12 protein-coding genes and 2 pseudogenes are annotated in these 12,934 nt (G+C 69.1%); 5 read left to right on the top strand and 9 right to left on the bottom strand.

Annotated features, from left to right (window positions below):
• Positions 1–119 precede the first annotated feature (119 nt).
• Positions 120–692, bottom strand: a complete 573-nt coding sequence (locus ACFV6E_RS30225; protein WP_385166504.1) for a TetR/AcrR family transcriptional regulator — start codon at positions 690–692, stop codon at positions 120–122.
• A gap of 63 nt (positions 693–755) precedes the next feature.
• On the opposite strand from ACFV6E_RS30225, the gene ACFV6E_RS30230 reads away from it, so the two are divergent.
• Positions 756–1,727, top strand: a complete 972-nt coding sequence (locus tag ACFV6E_RS30230; RefSeq protein ID WP_385465877.1) for an SDR family NAD(P)-dependent oxidoreductase — start codon at positions 756–758, stop codon at positions 1,725–1,727.
• 367 nt (positions 1,728–2,094) lie between these two features.
• Complete coding sequence (locus tag ACFV6E_RS30235) at positions 2,095–2,676, top strand: snapalysin family zinc-dependent metalloprotease (protein WP_385465880.1); 582 nt, start codon at positions 2,095–2,097, stop codon at positions 2,674–2,676.
• Positions 2,677–3,256: 580 nt separating this feature from the next.
• Here ACFV6E_RS30235 and ACFV6E_RS30240 read toward each other — a convergent pair.
• From ACFV6E_RS30240 to ACFV6E_RS30250, 3 genes are read right to left on the bottom strand one after another with little or no spacing between them, the layout of a single operon-like run.
• Positions 3,257–4,528 (bottom strand): M24 family metallopeptidase, encoded by a 1,272-nt coding sequence (locus ACFV6E_RS30240; protein WP_385465883.1) that lies wholly within the window; start codon positions 4,526–4,528, stop codon positions 3,257–3,259.
• Positions 4,525–5,157, bottom strand: coding sequence for a TetR/AcrR family transcriptional regulator (locus ACFV6E_RS30245; protein ID WP_385465886.1), 633 nt, complete (start codon positions 5,155–5,157; stop codon positions 4,525–4,527). The genes ACFV6E_RS30240 and ACFV6E_RS30245 overlap by 4 nt, the downstream gene beginning before the upstream one ends.
• Complete coding sequence (locus ACFV6E_RS30250; protein WP_385465889.1) at positions 5,154–6,122, bottom strand: SDR family NAD(P)-dependent oxidoreductase; 969 nt, start codon at positions 6,120–6,122, stop codon at positions 5,154–5,156. The genes ACFV6E_RS30245 and ACFV6E_RS30250 overlap by 4 nt, the downstream gene beginning before the upstream one ends.
• A gap of 400 nt (positions 6,123–6,522) precedes the next feature.
• Here ACFV6E_RS30250 and ACFV6E_RS30255 point away from each other — a divergent pair, with 400 nt between their 5' ends.
• Positions 6,523–7,959 carry an IS1380 family transposase gene (locus tag ACFV6E_RS30255; RefSeq protein ID WP_385465907.1) on the top strand — a complete coding sequence of 479 codons (1,437 nt, stop codon included), beginning with the start codon at positions 6,523–6,525 and terminating at the stop codon, positions 7,957–7,959.
• Positions 7,960–8,491: 532 nt separating this feature from the next.
• Here ACFV6E_RS30255 and ACFV6E_RS30260 read toward each other — a convergent pair.
• Complete coding sequence (locus ACFV6E_RS30260; RefSeq protein WP_385166510.1) at positions 8,492–8,866, bottom strand: virulence factor SrfB; 375 nt, start codon at positions 8,864–8,866, stop codon at positions 8,492–8,494.
• A gap of 287 nt (positions 8,867–9,153) precedes the next feature.
• Here ACFV6E_RS30260 and ACFV6E_RS30265 point away from each other — a divergent pair, with 287 nt between their 5' ends.
• Positions 9,154–9,531 carry a hypothetical protein gene (locus tag ACFV6E_RS30265; RefSeq protein WP_385166512.1) on the top strand — a complete coding sequence of 126 codons (378 nt, stop codon included), beginning with the start codon at positions 9,154–9,156 and terminating at the stop codon, positions 9,529–9,531.
• Positions 9,532–9,943: 412 nt separating this feature from the next.
• On the opposite strand, the gene ACFV6E_RS30270 is transcribed toward ACFV6E_RS30265, so the two are convergent.
• Positions 9,944–10,693 carry an SDR family oxidoreductase gene (locus ACFV6E_RS30270; protein ID WP_385166514.1) on the bottom strand — a complete coding sequence of 250 codons (750 nt, stop codon included), beginning with the start codon at positions 10,691–10,693 and terminating at the stop codon, positions 9,944–9,946.
• Between the two features lie 13 nt (positions 10,694–10,706).
• A complete protein-coding gene (locus ACFV6E_RS30275; RefSeq protein WP_385465892.1) occupies positions 10,707–11,459 on the bottom strand; it encodes an SDR family NAD(P)-dependent oxidoreductase in 753 nt (250 codons plus the stop codon).
• Between the two features lie 118 nt (positions 11,460–11,577).
• Between ACFV6E_RS30275 and ACFV6E_RS30280 the strand changes: the two genes are divergently transcribed.
• A complete protein-coding gene (locus ACFV6E_RS30280) occupies positions 11,578–12,177 on the top strand; it encodes a TetR/AcrR family transcriptional regulator (RefSeq protein WP_385465895.1) in 600 nt (199 codons plus the stop codon).
• A 102-nt stretch (positions 12,178–12,279) separates the two neighbouring features.
• On the opposite strand, the pseudogene ACFV6E_RS30285 reads toward ACFV6E_RS30280, so the two are convergent.
• Both ACFV6E_RS30285 and ACFV6E_RS30290 read right to left on the bottom strand, forming a co-directional pair.
• Positions 12,280–12,690: pseudogene (locus ACFV6E_RS30285) on the bottom strand (VOC family protein); the annotation flags it as partial.
• Positions 12,614–12,934: pseudogene (locus tag ACFV6E_RS30290) on the bottom strand (hypothetical protein); the annotation flags it as partial. The pseudogenes ACFV6E_RS30285 and ACFV6E_RS30290, both read right to left, overlap by 77 nt.

A 12,934-nucleotide genomic window follows, 5' to 3' on the forward strand; every position in this document is an offset into this window, starting at 1 on the left:
CTGGGGAAGCACTACGAGGCCATCTCAGCGCATGAACGTTCGGCCGGGCTCTTCCGCGTCTTCGGCGTCTTCGGCGTCTTTCGCGTCTTCGGCGTCTTCCGCGTCTTCGGCAAGTCTCTTCAACGCACCAGGAGATCGATGGCGACCGACAGCCGTTCGAGGTAGAACCCCCGTGACGCGGCCTGACGCTTGAGGCCGATCGATGCGCTGATCAGCGTCTGCGCGACAAGGGGAGCCGCCTCCTGTCCTGACTCGACAGCGATCGCTTCTGTGATCAGTTCCTCGAAGCGTCGCGGCGCGGTCTCGGCGATATCTCCGAGGAGTTCGGGATTGTCCTCGATGACCGCCGCGATGTCGCGCGCCAGCGGGCCGATGTAGCGGCCCGCCCACTGGTCGAACGCTTCGAGGAGGCGCTCCGGAAGGGGTCGTCCGGAGTCGGCCAGGCCATGTTCGACCGCTGTGATGTCCCGTTCCAGGGCCTGGGTGGCCGCGGCACGGAACAGGGTCTCCTTCGAGGAGAAGAGGAAGTAGAGGCCGGGCCGGGAGATGCGCGCCGCCCGCGCCACCTCCTCCATCGACGTCTTCCGGTAGCCGAATCGCGCGAACGTGACCATGGCGGAGTCCAGCACCATGGTCCGACGGTCGGTAGCGGCGACTGTCGACGGCGGGTGGTCGGCATCGGGGCTGCTCATGCGACGAGCTTACGATCGGGAGTCGAGCTATACAAATCAAGTCCAGTACGTATAGTCACCGACATGACTGCTCGCGAGCCCATCTCCACGCCCTTCACCGCCTCGAGTACCGCGGACGAGGTTGTGCGGGGCGTCGACCTCACCGGCGTCCGCGCGATCGTGACGGGCGCCTCCTCCGGGATCGGGATCGAGACGGCTCGCGTGCTGACCGCCGCCGGAGCGGAGGTGACGCTCGCTGTCCGCAATACGACTGCGGGTGCCACCGTCGCTGAGGCGATCGCGAAGTCGACCGGGCGGATACGGCCCCGGGCCGTCCGGCTCGACCTTGCCGACAGGACCACTGTCACGCGATTCGTTGACGCATGGGACGGCCCGCTCCACCTGCTGATCAACAACGCGGGCGTGGTCACCGGTGGCCTCGAACGGACACGTGAGGGCTGGGAGCTGCAATTCGCGACGAACCATCTCGGCCACTTCGCTCTCGCCACCGGTCTGCATGACGCCCTGGCCCTGGGAGCGGCCGACCGCGACGGAGCACGGATCGTCTCGGTCAGCTCGACGGCGCACATGCGTTCCGGCATCGACTTCGACGACCTCCACTTCGAGCGTCGCAGCTACGACCCGCAGATCGCCTACGCCCAGTCGAAGACGGCGAACTCTCTCTTCGCCGTCGAAGCGACCCGCCTCTGGGCATCCGACGGCATCATCGCCAATGCGGTGAACCCCGGCGGTGTCGCGACGGGACTGCAGCGGAACTTCACCGCGCGACAGAAGGAGTCGCTCGACGCGGCCGAGGCCGCCGGAGTGTTCACGTACAAGACGGTCGAGCAGGGGGCTGCCACCAGCATCGTCGCGGCCGTCGCCCCACAGTTCGCGTATTCCGGAGGCCACTACCTCGACGATTCGCAAGAGGCCTACACCGTGCCGAATGACGCCGACCTCGCGCAGCACCCGCACGGAGTCAAGGAATGGGCGCTGGATCCCGCCACCGCCAAGCGCCTCCGGACGGTCTCGACCGACCTGCTCCGCGCCTGACCTCTCGACGTCACGGCAAGCGGTACCGCCGCCTTCCCGGCCGGTCGCCTCATCGGCCCACAAGGCCGATAGCACGTGATGCCGGGCGGGCTGACGCATGATCACACGCTGATCGCGTAAGGCGGTCGAGTCTCGGGCACCCTCACGTTCGGCGGCCGGCCGAACGATTCTCCCTGCGGAGTGGATCCTGACGGAAATAATTATGGCAGGTACATGGCAGTCGCGGGATGAAGGGCGTACCATCGCCACGCCCCGCAGGGGCGGTCGACGTTGCGCCCGGCCCCCACCGGACAGCCCGTGCCGCTCCCTCGCGTCGCGCACCCGGCCCCGCCGGGGCCGGACTCCCCCCACGGATGAAGGAGCAGCAATGCCCCTCAGCACTTGGCTCAAGGCAGGCACTTCCGCCACAGCGCTCGTCCTCGCCATGGCGGGCTCCGCGACCGCCGCCACCACTCCCGCGGGAGAATCATCCGCTGTGCGGGCGGCAGCGGTGTCCCTTCGCTATGACGACAGCCGCGCCGCGGGCTGGGAGGCCGCGATCGCGGCCGGAGTCGCCTCATGGAACGCGAACGTGAGCAACGTGAAGCTGGTGGAAGCGGCGTCCGGCACCGCGGCCGAGATCGTGATCGTCGCCACCACGGGCTGGCCGCAGGCCACGCTCGGCCCCGTTCGTCCGGGCGGTCAGGTCCGCGTCGAACTCGGCAGCCAGGCCGTGGACCAGGGCTACAACAAGACCCGGATCGCCGCTCACGAGCTGGGGCACAGCCTCGGCCTGCCGGACACCAAGCCCGGCCCCTGCTCACAGCTGATGTCGGGGTCGAGCGCCGGCACGGCCTGCACCAACGCCACACCGGACGCCACCGAACGCTCCCGCGTACAGTCCACCTACGCAAGCGGAATCGCCACGCCCGCGCCCGCTGACAGCCGGATCCTCATCGACGCACCCTGACCAACGAGCATCAAGCGGACGGGCTTCCCGGGAACCTCTAGAAGATCCCCGGGGCGTAGTGGCACCAAGCGACAGATCAGGCAGCGCACCAACGGACCGTCCCCGAACCACTCGCCCCCGCAAAGCTCCTGGCGGACTGGTGATCTTGGTCGTGAACCCGTCTGCCAGGAGCTTGTCCATGCCCACCGCCGGGGTCGCCTGTTCCATCACCCGTCAGGGTGGAAACGCCTCAATTCCCCCTAGCCTCGCCGTTTCACTTGGGGACGGCCGGCTTTGGGGCGGAAACGCGAAAGTGCCTTCCTGACCTGGGACGATGAACCTTGCTGAGGGGTTCTGTCGGTCCAGGCGGAGGGCACTTTCTACGTGCAGGGTATCGGGTTGCGTCCCAAGGTCCATGTCAGTGCCGATGGTTCGGGGGTGGTCGGGCATGCCGGGGCACGACTGCTGGCGGATCTCGCTGACGCCACAGGGCTGACCGCCGCGTACTGCGCCGCTCTCCGGCCGCTCCGGCCGCGCGGGACCGGGCACGACCCGGGACGGGTCGCCACCGATCTCGACAGCTTTCGGGTTCGAGGAGGGGCTATGAGGCGGCTCCGTGTCCCGCTGCGGAGAGGAGCTGGGCGGAGTAGGGGTTGAGTTCGATGGGTTCGTCCTCACCGACGAGGACAGTGCCGCCGAGGTGGGCGAGGTGGCGGTTGTAGGCGTAGTTCGGCTCGAAGGCGAAGCTCATGCCCGGTACGAGTGTCATCTCTGCGAGGAAGGCGGGGTAGTCGAAGACGCGCGGGTATCCCTCGGTGCCGGGGAGGGTGCTGAAGACTCCTCGGCCCTTGCCCACCGAGAGGCCGGGGTTGAGCGAGTGGACGGCGATGAGGAAGGGCCAGCCGTCGGCAGCGTCGATGGGCTCGTGCATGGCCTCGACGACGTCCCCGAAGGTACGGCCGGGGCGCAGGGCGCTCAGCCCTGCGTCGTAGGCGGCGCGGGCGACGCGGCCGGCGCGGTGGAAGTCCTCGTGCACCTCGCCGACGGTTATGGTGACCTGGCTCTGGGTGTGGCGCCCGCCGAAGTTGGAGAACACCTCGGCGTAGATGACGTCGCCCTCGGCGAGGATGCGCGGCGCCTCGGGACGCTGTCCCCACGACGGGATTCCGGCGGCGATCACATCCGGACCGGACCACAGGTGCATCGACGGCGGCATCGAGCCGTTCCGGTAGCCCTCGGCCATGCCCGCCGCATAGACGTGGCTCTCCGGGACGCCGGGCGCCGCAGTTGCGACCATGGCCCGCACCATGGCGTCACCGATCCGGGCGGAGTGCCGGAGCACGGCGATCTCCTCTTCGCCCAAGGGCATGATGAGCTGCCCGAAGGCAAGGTCGATGGGCCGGAACTCCGCTTCGGGGAACCGGTCGAGGACCCGGCTCCACTGACCGTGCGGAATGATCCCCTCCGGGTTCCACGGCAGGTGCGCGCCGAGGCCGACGACGCCGATGACAGCCTTCTCCAGGCCCAGTTCGGACAGCGTCTCGATGATGGTGGGGGAATGGCGGGTGCCGCGCAGGTTGTGCGGCGGGATCCACATCTCCTCACCGCGCCGGGAGGCTTCGAGATGGTCCATCATGAACATGGGACCTGGCATGAGCGAGATCGGCTCACCGTCCTGCGGGAGGATGACGAGTGATCCCGGTCGGCTGTTGGTGAACCAGATGTCGTAGGCGACCGGCGCTGGGCCGGCGTCCTCGTGCTCGCCGTAGACCAGCAGCGCATCCAGCCCTTCGTCGGCCATGAAGGACCTCGCGAGTGTGTAGCGGCGGTCGCGCTCGGCGAGGGAGAAGGTCGGTACCTCGGTAGTGGTCATACCTCTCGTGTCTCCTGGGTGGATGTGTCCGACAGGGTGGTGGGGGGTGATGTGTGTCCGGGCGGCTGATCGCGGAGGAGACCGATCAGGAACCGCAGTCCTGCCCGGACATCGGTCCAGCCGGACCGGGACCGCAGTCGGCCGCTCGCATCGGCATCGATCAGGCCGTGGGCCGTCGCGAAAATGATGATCCCGAGGTTGTTGCTGGAGGACGATGGAAGGGCGCCGGTCTTCTGGCAGTCGACGACGATGTTGGAGAACACCTGCAGCGCCGTCTCGGCGGCCTCACCCAGGGTTCCGCCCTGCGCGGCCACGTCGGGCGTGCCGAAGAGCAGCCGGTAGCGCGCTGGATGGTCCCTGCTGAACCGGATGACGACATCGAGCGCGTCGAGCAGGCGCTCCACCGGGTCCAGGGACGATTCCCCGATCGTTCTCCAGGACTCGGCGATCGCGGTGAAGTCGGCCGCGGCGACAGCGGCGAGCAGGTCGTCGCGGCTCGTGAAGTGTTTATAGGGTGCGTTGTGCGAGACCCCGGTCGCGGAGCCGACCGCGCGCAGCGTCACAGCCGCCTGCCCGCCCTCGTCGAGAAGTTCCGCGGCTGCCGCGACCAGCCGTTGCGCGGTGCTCATCGGACTCGGCCGGCTTCCTCGTCATCGGCCGTCCGTGCGACGAGCCGCTCCGAGTCCTCCCACAGTTTCTTCGCACGCCGCCTGTCATAGGTCAGATGGGCGGAGCGGACAGAGGACAAGGTTCCGTCGTTGGCCTGGAAGTACTCACCGGAGCGGTCCCCGTACTCCGGAGAACTCGCGAGCGCGGCCAGGGAGGCGCCGGAGAACTCGACGTCGGAGACGACACCACCGATGCGCTTGGTCAGCCACGAGAACACCGAGGTGGCAGCGAACCACTGGACGGCCTTGGGCATGCCACGCAGGAACCCGGTGGTCGGCACGGAACCCGGGTCGTAGGCGATCGAGAGCACCGTGCTCCCGGCACTGCGGAGACGGCGGTCCAGCTCGTAGGCGTACATGATCGTGCACAGCTTCGAGGTGGCATAGCGCTTACCGGCGCTGAGCGCCTTGCGGCCGTCCTTGCCGTCATTGGCCAGCAGTGCGGCGTCCGGCTCGACAGCGGCACCCACCATCCTGCCGTCCATCGAGTCCCGATCGTGTGTGCCACTGGCGGTGAACACGACCCGGGCCGCCTCCCCCAGATACGGCAGCAGTAGATCGACGAGCAGGAAGTTCCCGAGGTAGTTCGTGGCGAACGTGGTCTCGTAGCCCTCGGGACTGTAGGTGACCTCGCCGTCGAAACGGCCCCCGGCGTTGCAGACGAGCGCGGCGAGCGAGCCGACCTCGCCTGTCTCACAGAGCTTGGCCACCTCGGCAGCCGCATCGCGAACCGAGGTCAGTGATGACGTGTTGAGCGCCAGCAAGGTCACCGACACCCCGTACTTCGCCGTGAGTTCATCCTTGACCGGCTGCATGCGCTGCGCGCTGCGTCCGGCCAGTACCAGGTCAGTTCCCTGGGCTGCGAGCTCACGGGCCGCCGCCAGGCCGATGCCTGAGTGTCCGCCCGTAATGAGGATCGTGGACATGATCAATACCTCCTGGTTGACAACGTCAACCTAGCGAGCCAGGTGGACACTGTCAACCAGGGTGAGCGCGGCTTGATCGCGACGCGTTGGATGCGCACCGTCACCCCCGTCGGGGGCGGAGGGGAATGGGGCTTCGCCGCACCGGAAGTGCAGACACATCGTTGCCAGGGTGATCGCCGCCGACAGCAGCGCCCGGCTCCCGAAGGCAAACGCCTTGGAATGCTTGGACGCCACCACTGCCAAGCAGGCAGCGCCGAGCCACGCTCGCGGCGGACGGGCGCTGCTCTCCGGCGCCGTGCCCTCTACCTAGGGTCGCCGTTTCACTTGGGGACGGCCGGCTTTGGGGCGGAAACGCGAAAGTGCCTTCCTGAACTGGGACGATGAACCTTGCTGAGGGGTTCTGTCGGTCCAGGCGGAGGGCACTTTCTACGTGCAGGGCATCGGGTTGCGTCCCAAGGTCCATGTCAGTGCCGATGGTTCGGGGGTGGTCGGGCATGCCGGGGCACGACTGCTGGCGGATCTCGCTGACGCCACAGGGCTGACCGCCGCGTACTGCGCCGCTCTCCGGCCGCTCCGGCCGCGCGGGACCGGGCACGACCCGGGACGGGTCGCCACCGATCTCGCGGTGATGCTCGCCGACGGCGGTGAGGCGATCGCGGACCTGGCCGTGCTGCGGGACCAGGCAGGGGTGTTCGGCCCGGTCGCCTCCACACCCACCGCCTGGCGGTTGCTGGCCGACATCGACGAGGCTGCGCTCGCCTCACTGCGAGCGGCCCGCGCTTCAGCCCGGGAAGTCGCCTGGATGCAGGCCGCCGAGACCGGCGAGGGCATACCCGCCGCCCGGGCCGGCGGACGAGAACTTCCCGGCCTGGTCCTGGACCTCGACGCCACGCTGGTGACCTGCCACTCCGAGAAAGAGCAGGCCGCACCCACCTACAAGGGCGGCTTCGGCTTCCACCCGCTGCTGTGTTTCCTCGCGAACACCGGCGAGGCCGTGTCAGGACGGCTGCGGCCCGGGAACTCCGGCGCCAACACCGCCGCCGACCACATCACCGTCCTCGACCAGGCAATCGCGCAGATCCCCGACGCCCACCGGCACGGCACCGACATCCTCGTCCGCGCCGACAGCGCCGGATCCGCGAAAGCTTTCCTCACCCACGTCCGCAACCTGCGGAAACGAGGAATTCACACCTTCTTCTCGGTCGGATACGCCATCACCGAGCCGGTCCGCCCCGCAGTGCGGGCCATGCCCGACCGCCTTTGGCATCCCGCCCTTGACCAGGACGGCACCCTGCGTGACGGCGCCGAGGTCGCCGAGCTGACCGGCATGGTCGATCTGGCCGGCTACCCGGACGGCACCCGCGTCATCGTGCGCCGTGAGCGTCCGCACCTCGGAGCCCAGCTGTCCCTGTTCGACCAGGACGAGGGCCTGCGGCACCAGGTGTTCCTCACCGACACCCCGCACTCCGGGGGCGGATCCGCACAGTTCCTGGAGGTCCGCCACCGCGGGCACGCATGCGTCGAGGACCATATCCGGTGCGGCAAGACCACCGGCTTCGGCCGCTTCCCCTCCCGAAACTTCGGCATCAACGCCGTCTGGCTCGAACTCAGCCTCACGGCGATCGACCTGCTGGCCTGGACGCGCGTCCTGCTGCTGGACGGAGAACTGGCCGCCGCCGAGCCGAAGAAGCTCCGCTACCGGCTGCTGCACGTCGCCGCCCGCCTCACCCGCGGCAGCCGACACCTGCGCTTGCGAATATCGGCCACCTGGCCCTGGAGACACGAACTGACCACGGCCTTCCACCGCCTCGCCGCACTGCCCCGTCCCGCCGGCTGACCGGCGATCCCTGGCCCACCACGACCCGAAGGACCTTGCAGAACCCGACCACCGCGCCGGGACTCCGCCATGCCCGAACATCGAGATCGCGTCGGCCACCCGGCAGCGACGTCTCAGCGCCTCAACCGAAACGGCGAGGCTAGGGGCAATGCTGTTGCTTCACGGGCTCGCGGATCGAGGTCGTTGGATGTGGACGGCTCGTGCTCCGGCGAGAGCTGGCTGTGGCCAGGCGCAGTGTCCGGCCCGTTTGAACCGGTAGTTGGACATCTTGCGCTTGACCACGCGGGGCTGGCTGCGCAGGTGTCTGACCGGCAGCAGCCGTTCCAGCAGGTCGGCCTGGAGCAGGACCAGGGCTCTGACCAGAAGGTCAGGAGGAACGGCACGACCTGCTCCACGAGGTCGTGCGGGTACTTGTCCTCGTCCGGACTCCGGTTGAGCAGCGCCCCCTCCAGGTACCGGCCGTCCACGACATAGTCCCGGTCCCGCTCCTTCCGTGCGGCGAGGGCCAGCTCGTAGCGGTCGGGCCACCGGGTCAGCAGATGATCCGCGAAGGCCGCCTTGTACCAGCGGAAGAGGTGCAGCGCCATGAGGCCCCCGCCCAGCTGCAGTTGCCTGTCGAGCCGAGCAGCGTCGGGGTGAGGACGTAGAGTCGCCCGGTGAACCTGGTGTCCTGGCCGGGTGCGGGGTCCGGGGTCCCGTCCCGCAACTGCAGGTTGATGACGGCGAGGTCAGTGGTGCCGCCGCCGATATCCACCACCAGGATGTTCTGCCGCCAGGAGTGCTCCCTGCCGGGCGTCGGTCGGCAGCGGGCCCGGAACGCCTCGACGCCTGCCCCGAAGTCCCCGCCGAAATCGCGCATGATGAAGAAAAGCGCCGCCGCCACAGCCTCGTCGAACCGGGTGTCCACGATCGCGACACCCAGCCCGTCGACTCCTCGGCGCCGGATCCGACCAGTTCACGCAGTCGGCGGCGTACCACGGGCGGGCGACGGTCGGGTACGTCATGACGACATGGTCGATCTTCCCCTGATGGAGCTCCTTGGGGTTGGCGCCGATGTACTCGTCGCTCTGGTCGAGGAGGTAGCGGAGTCCTTCACGAATGAGGTCGTCGGTGGTGGTCGCACGGCCCCCGGGCGGACCGGCAGCTCCGGCAGCTCCTGGTCGCGGGCGAGGTACTGCTTGAGGCCCGGTACGCATGCGGCGTGCTGCCCTGCTGCATACCCACCGCGATCCGCTCCTCGCCCGCTACAGCCTCTCCCCCGCCGCCGACGCACTCACCCCCGAAGACCGGGCCGCCGTCGACGCGTTCCGTGTGACGCGCGCCGCCGTAGCAGCTCTACGCAACGCGGAACCCTGGACGCCTGGCACCGGCCAGGACATCGCCGTGAAGGTCGGCCCGTTCCTTGAGCGTGCCCGCACCCGCCCCGGGACAACCACGGCCCCGACCGGATCGCCGTCGCCCTGGTCCACCCCGACACCCCGCACGCAGCGGCCTACCTCCACGGCCGCCGGCTCGGCTTACACCGACCGAGGCTGGCTGCGCTGCGAGACCACCGAAATCCTCGGCACCTGACAGCCGGCCTTCGCCCCGCTCACTCACGCCGCCGCGAACCTGCCCCTCCCCGACGACGTCGGCATGGGCCCGGCCCTCTACGGCGTCCACGTCGGAGTCCGCCGAGCCAACGGCACCGGCTACACGCTGCTCCGCCTCGGTCCCTGCACCCAGACCTGGCTTGCCTCCCGCGACGCCGGCCGCCTCAACACCGCACTGGCGGGCAAGGCGGCCACCGCCGTCCCCGGCTTCACCGTCACCGCGAACGGTGCGCCGTTCGACGTCAGCGATCACGCCAGCTACGCCGACCCGCACGGCGCTGACGCTGCCGGGCTCCTGGCCGACGCCATCGCGGGGGGCGAGCGCCCCACCGACGAAGACAGCCCCTGTCCCGGAGCGTTCCTCTCACTCGAACCGGGGCTGTTCAGGCTGCTCAATACGCCAGCTCCCCGATCCCCCCGTCAACTCGCAGTACTGTGCCTGCGGTGTAAGCGGACTCGTCCGAGGCGAGGTACACGGCCGCCTTCGCCAGCTCCGTGGCGGTCCCCAGGCGGTGGAGGGGGACCGTCTGCCGGAGTTCCTCATAGAGGGCGGCCTGTCGTTCGGGCCCGAGGGGGGCGAAGGCGTTGGTGACGGTCGGGCCCGGGCTCAGTCCGTTGACGCGGATGCCCCGGTCCTTCAGCTCGTAGGTCAGGCCGCGTGTGTAGGAGAGCAGGCCCGCCTTGGCCGCGCCGTAGACGGTCGCGTTCTCGTGTCCTATGTACGCGGAGACCGAACCGACGAGGATGATGGAGGACTGCTGCGAGAAGCGCGGCAGCAGGTCTCTGATCAGGAAGAACGGCGATTTGAGGTTGGTCGCGACGAGCCTGTCGAAGGCCTCCTCGGTCCAGGCGTCGAGCGGTAGGTGGGTGACGTCGGCGGCGTTGCTCATCAGGATGTCGAGCTTCGGCCACTCCTCCCGCAGCCGTGCCGCGAGTGCCGCCTGGCCGGGTACGTCGCCGGCGTCGCTGACGATGGTCAGCAGCGGGCCTTCCAGTTGCCGGGCTGCCTCGTCCAGCCGTTCTGGGGAGCGGCCGGTGATGGCGACGGTCGCGCCTTCGGCGAGGAACTGGCGGGCCGTTTCCAGGCCGATACCGCTCGTTCCTCCGGTGATCAAAGCGTGCTTCCCTGCAAGACGATTCACTGTTCTGACCTCCTCAGATCGCGGTCCGGCCGCCGTCAGCGGCCACGATCGCTCCGGTCATGTAGCTGGCGCGGTCACCGGCGAGGAAGGCGACCACCTCAGCCACTTCATTCGGGTCCGACGTGCGCTTGAGCGCGGTGGTCAGACCCATGCCGCCCATGTCCGGGCCCATCGCCGCGACCACTTTGGACGTGCGCATCGGCCCCGGGGCCACGGCGTTGACCCGTACGTTCGACTCGGCGAACTCCGCCGCCCAGGTGCGGGTCAGCGATTCGAGCGCCGCCTTGGTGGCGCCGTAGACGGCCATGCCCGGCATACCGAGGCCGGCCGCGGTGGAGCTGATGTTGACGATGCTGCCGCCGCCGCCCGCGGCCATCTTCTCCGCGAACAGCGCGGTGAGCAGGAACGGTGCGCGCACGTTGACGGCGAAGGCGGTCTCGTAGCCCGCGAGGTCCTGCCCGGGGGTCGGGGCGAACGTCATCACACTCGCGTTGTTGATCAGTATGTCGATGGTTCCGGCGCCGTCGGCCAGTTGCCGCACGGCCGCCGGGTCGGACAGGTCGGCGACGACGAACCGCACCGTGCCGGTGGAGGAGCCGCCACCGGCCGCGCGGATGTCCGCCACCACCTGGGCACCTCGCTCGGCGTCGCTGCCGGTGAGGATCAGGTCGGCCCCGCCCGCGGCCAGCACCCTGGCCGTCGCGTGCCCAAGTCCGCCGATCGCGCCGGACCCGGTGACGAGTGCCGTCTTGCCTGCGTATTCCATTGCTTCGCCCTTCACGCCGACCGTTGGCCGAGCGACTTCTGTGCGTCCGTTCAAGAAGTAACGCGGCCGAAGCTACGACTTCTTGAACGTCGAGTCAAGAAGTCGTAGTCTTGGCCGCGTGGCACGAACCGGACGCCCCCGCGAGTTCGACAAAAAACAGACGCTGGAGCGCGCACTCGAACTGTTCTGGTCCCGGGGATACGGGGCGACGTCGGTCCAGGACCTGGTCGACGTGCTGGCCGTCGAGCGCGGCAGCCTCTACGGAGCGTTCGGCGACAAGCGCCGCTTTTACCTGGACGCCGTCAGGCTCTACTGGGAGGTGTACGAGCGGCACCTGACCACCGCGCTCGACACCGCCCCGCTCCTGCCCGCCCTGCGCGAAATCCTCACCCACCCGGCGCGGCTGGACGAACTGATCTCCGACGTCGGCGTGCCGCAGGGCTGCCTGGTCGGCAACACCACCGCCGAACTCGTCCCCCAGGACAGCGAGGCCACAGAGGTCGTGACCCACTCGTACCGCCGGTTCACCGAGATCGTCACCGACGCGCTACGCCGCGCCCAGGCAGCCGGCGAGGTCACGGCCGACTCCTCCCCCGAGGCCCAGGCACAGCTCCTGCTCTACATCGTCCAGGGCCTGTCGCTCGTATCGAGAGCGGGCCTCGATCGAAGCGCAGCGCTGGCCGCGATCGACACGGCGGTGGACGGGCTGCGCGCGTGACCAGACGCCGTGTCCCGCGGCTGCCTGGCGGTCTGTCACGGGCAGGCAGAACCCGTCGCCCTCGGGGCCGGTCAGCACGACGTTGTCCGTATGCCTGGCTTGAACGGTCGCGCCCAGCGCGGTCAGCCGCCGGACCGCGGCCTCCGGGTCCGCGGTGAGCAGGTCCAGGTGCACACGGTTGCGCGGCCCTCGGCACTCGCGTCCGACCGCCTCCCGTGTGCGGCGGCGACCTCGTAGTCGATGGTGTTGATCCACCCCGGGGAAAACCCGAGGCCGACAGCAAGGCGCACACAGTCCCCTCCGTGGAGGTCGAGGAACACCGCCGACGTCAGCCCGGCGGCCCGCCTGAGGCGGGCCTCGACGCCTTTGCCGTAGTGGACGACGGTCGCAACCTGGTCCCGCGGCCAGTCCTGGTGCCGGGGCGAGGCGATGGCGATCACGTGCGTGCCGACGCGGCGGACCAGTTGGACGGCGATACTTCCCCCCTGAGGCCGCAGTGACGACGAAGGTCACTGCCCTGTCCGGAGGCCAAGGTGTCCGGGAAGCGCTCGTGCAGGGCTCCGGTGCGAATCTTTGCGCCGCCCGGGTTGATGCCAGCGGCGCGCATCCGGATCCGCACGTCGTGCGGTCGGAGGGCGCGCTGTTCGATGTCTTCGACGCCGAGGATCGTGTCCCTCGTCGTGGTGTTGGGGATCAACGACCGGGAGTGCGCGGGCGTCTGCCCGGGGCGCACTTCCATGGATGGGTCCCGCTCCCT

Origin of the sequence: Streptomyces sp. NPDC059785, assembly GCF_042732375.1 — a bacterium.
Lineage (GTDB): Bacteria > Actinomycetota > Actinomycetes > Streptomycetales > Streptomycetaceae > Streptomyces.

Bases quoted from the DNA above. Each gene is read 5' to 3' on its own strand.
- ACFV6E_RS30250 (WP_385465889.1), bottom strand. From the start codon at position 6,122: ATGTCCACGATCCTCATTACGGGCGGACACTCAGGCATCGGCCTGGCG.
- ACFV6E_RS30230 (WP_385465877.1), top strand. From the start codon at position 756: ATGACTGCTCGCGAGCCCATCTCCACGCCCTTCACCGCCTCGAGTACC.
- ACFV6E_RS30240 (WP_385465883.1), bottom strand. From the start codon at position 4,528: ATGACCACTACCGAGGTACCGACCTTCTCCCTCGCCGAGCGCGACCGC.
- ACFV6E_RS30235 (WP_385465880.1), top strand. From the start codon at position 2,095: ATGCCCCTCAGCACTTGGCTCAAGGCAGGCACTTCCGCCACAGCGCTC.
- ACFV6E_RS30245 (WP_385465886.1), bottom strand. From the start codon at position 5,157: ATGAGCACCGCGCAACGGCTGGTCGCGGCAGCCGCGGAACTTCTCGAC.
- ACFV6E_RS30275 (WP_385465892.1), bottom strand. From the start codon at position 11,459: ATGGAATACGCAGGCAAGACGGCACTCGTCACCGGGTCCGGCGCGATC.
- ACFV6E_RS30265 (WP_385166512.1), top strand. From the start codon at position 9,154: ATGCGGCGTGCTGCCCTGCTGCATACCCACCGCGATCCGCTCCTCGCC.
- ACFV6E_RS30225 (WP_385166504.1), bottom strand. From the start codon at position 692: ATGAGCAGCCCCGATGCCGACCACCCGCCGTCGACAGTCGCCGCTACC.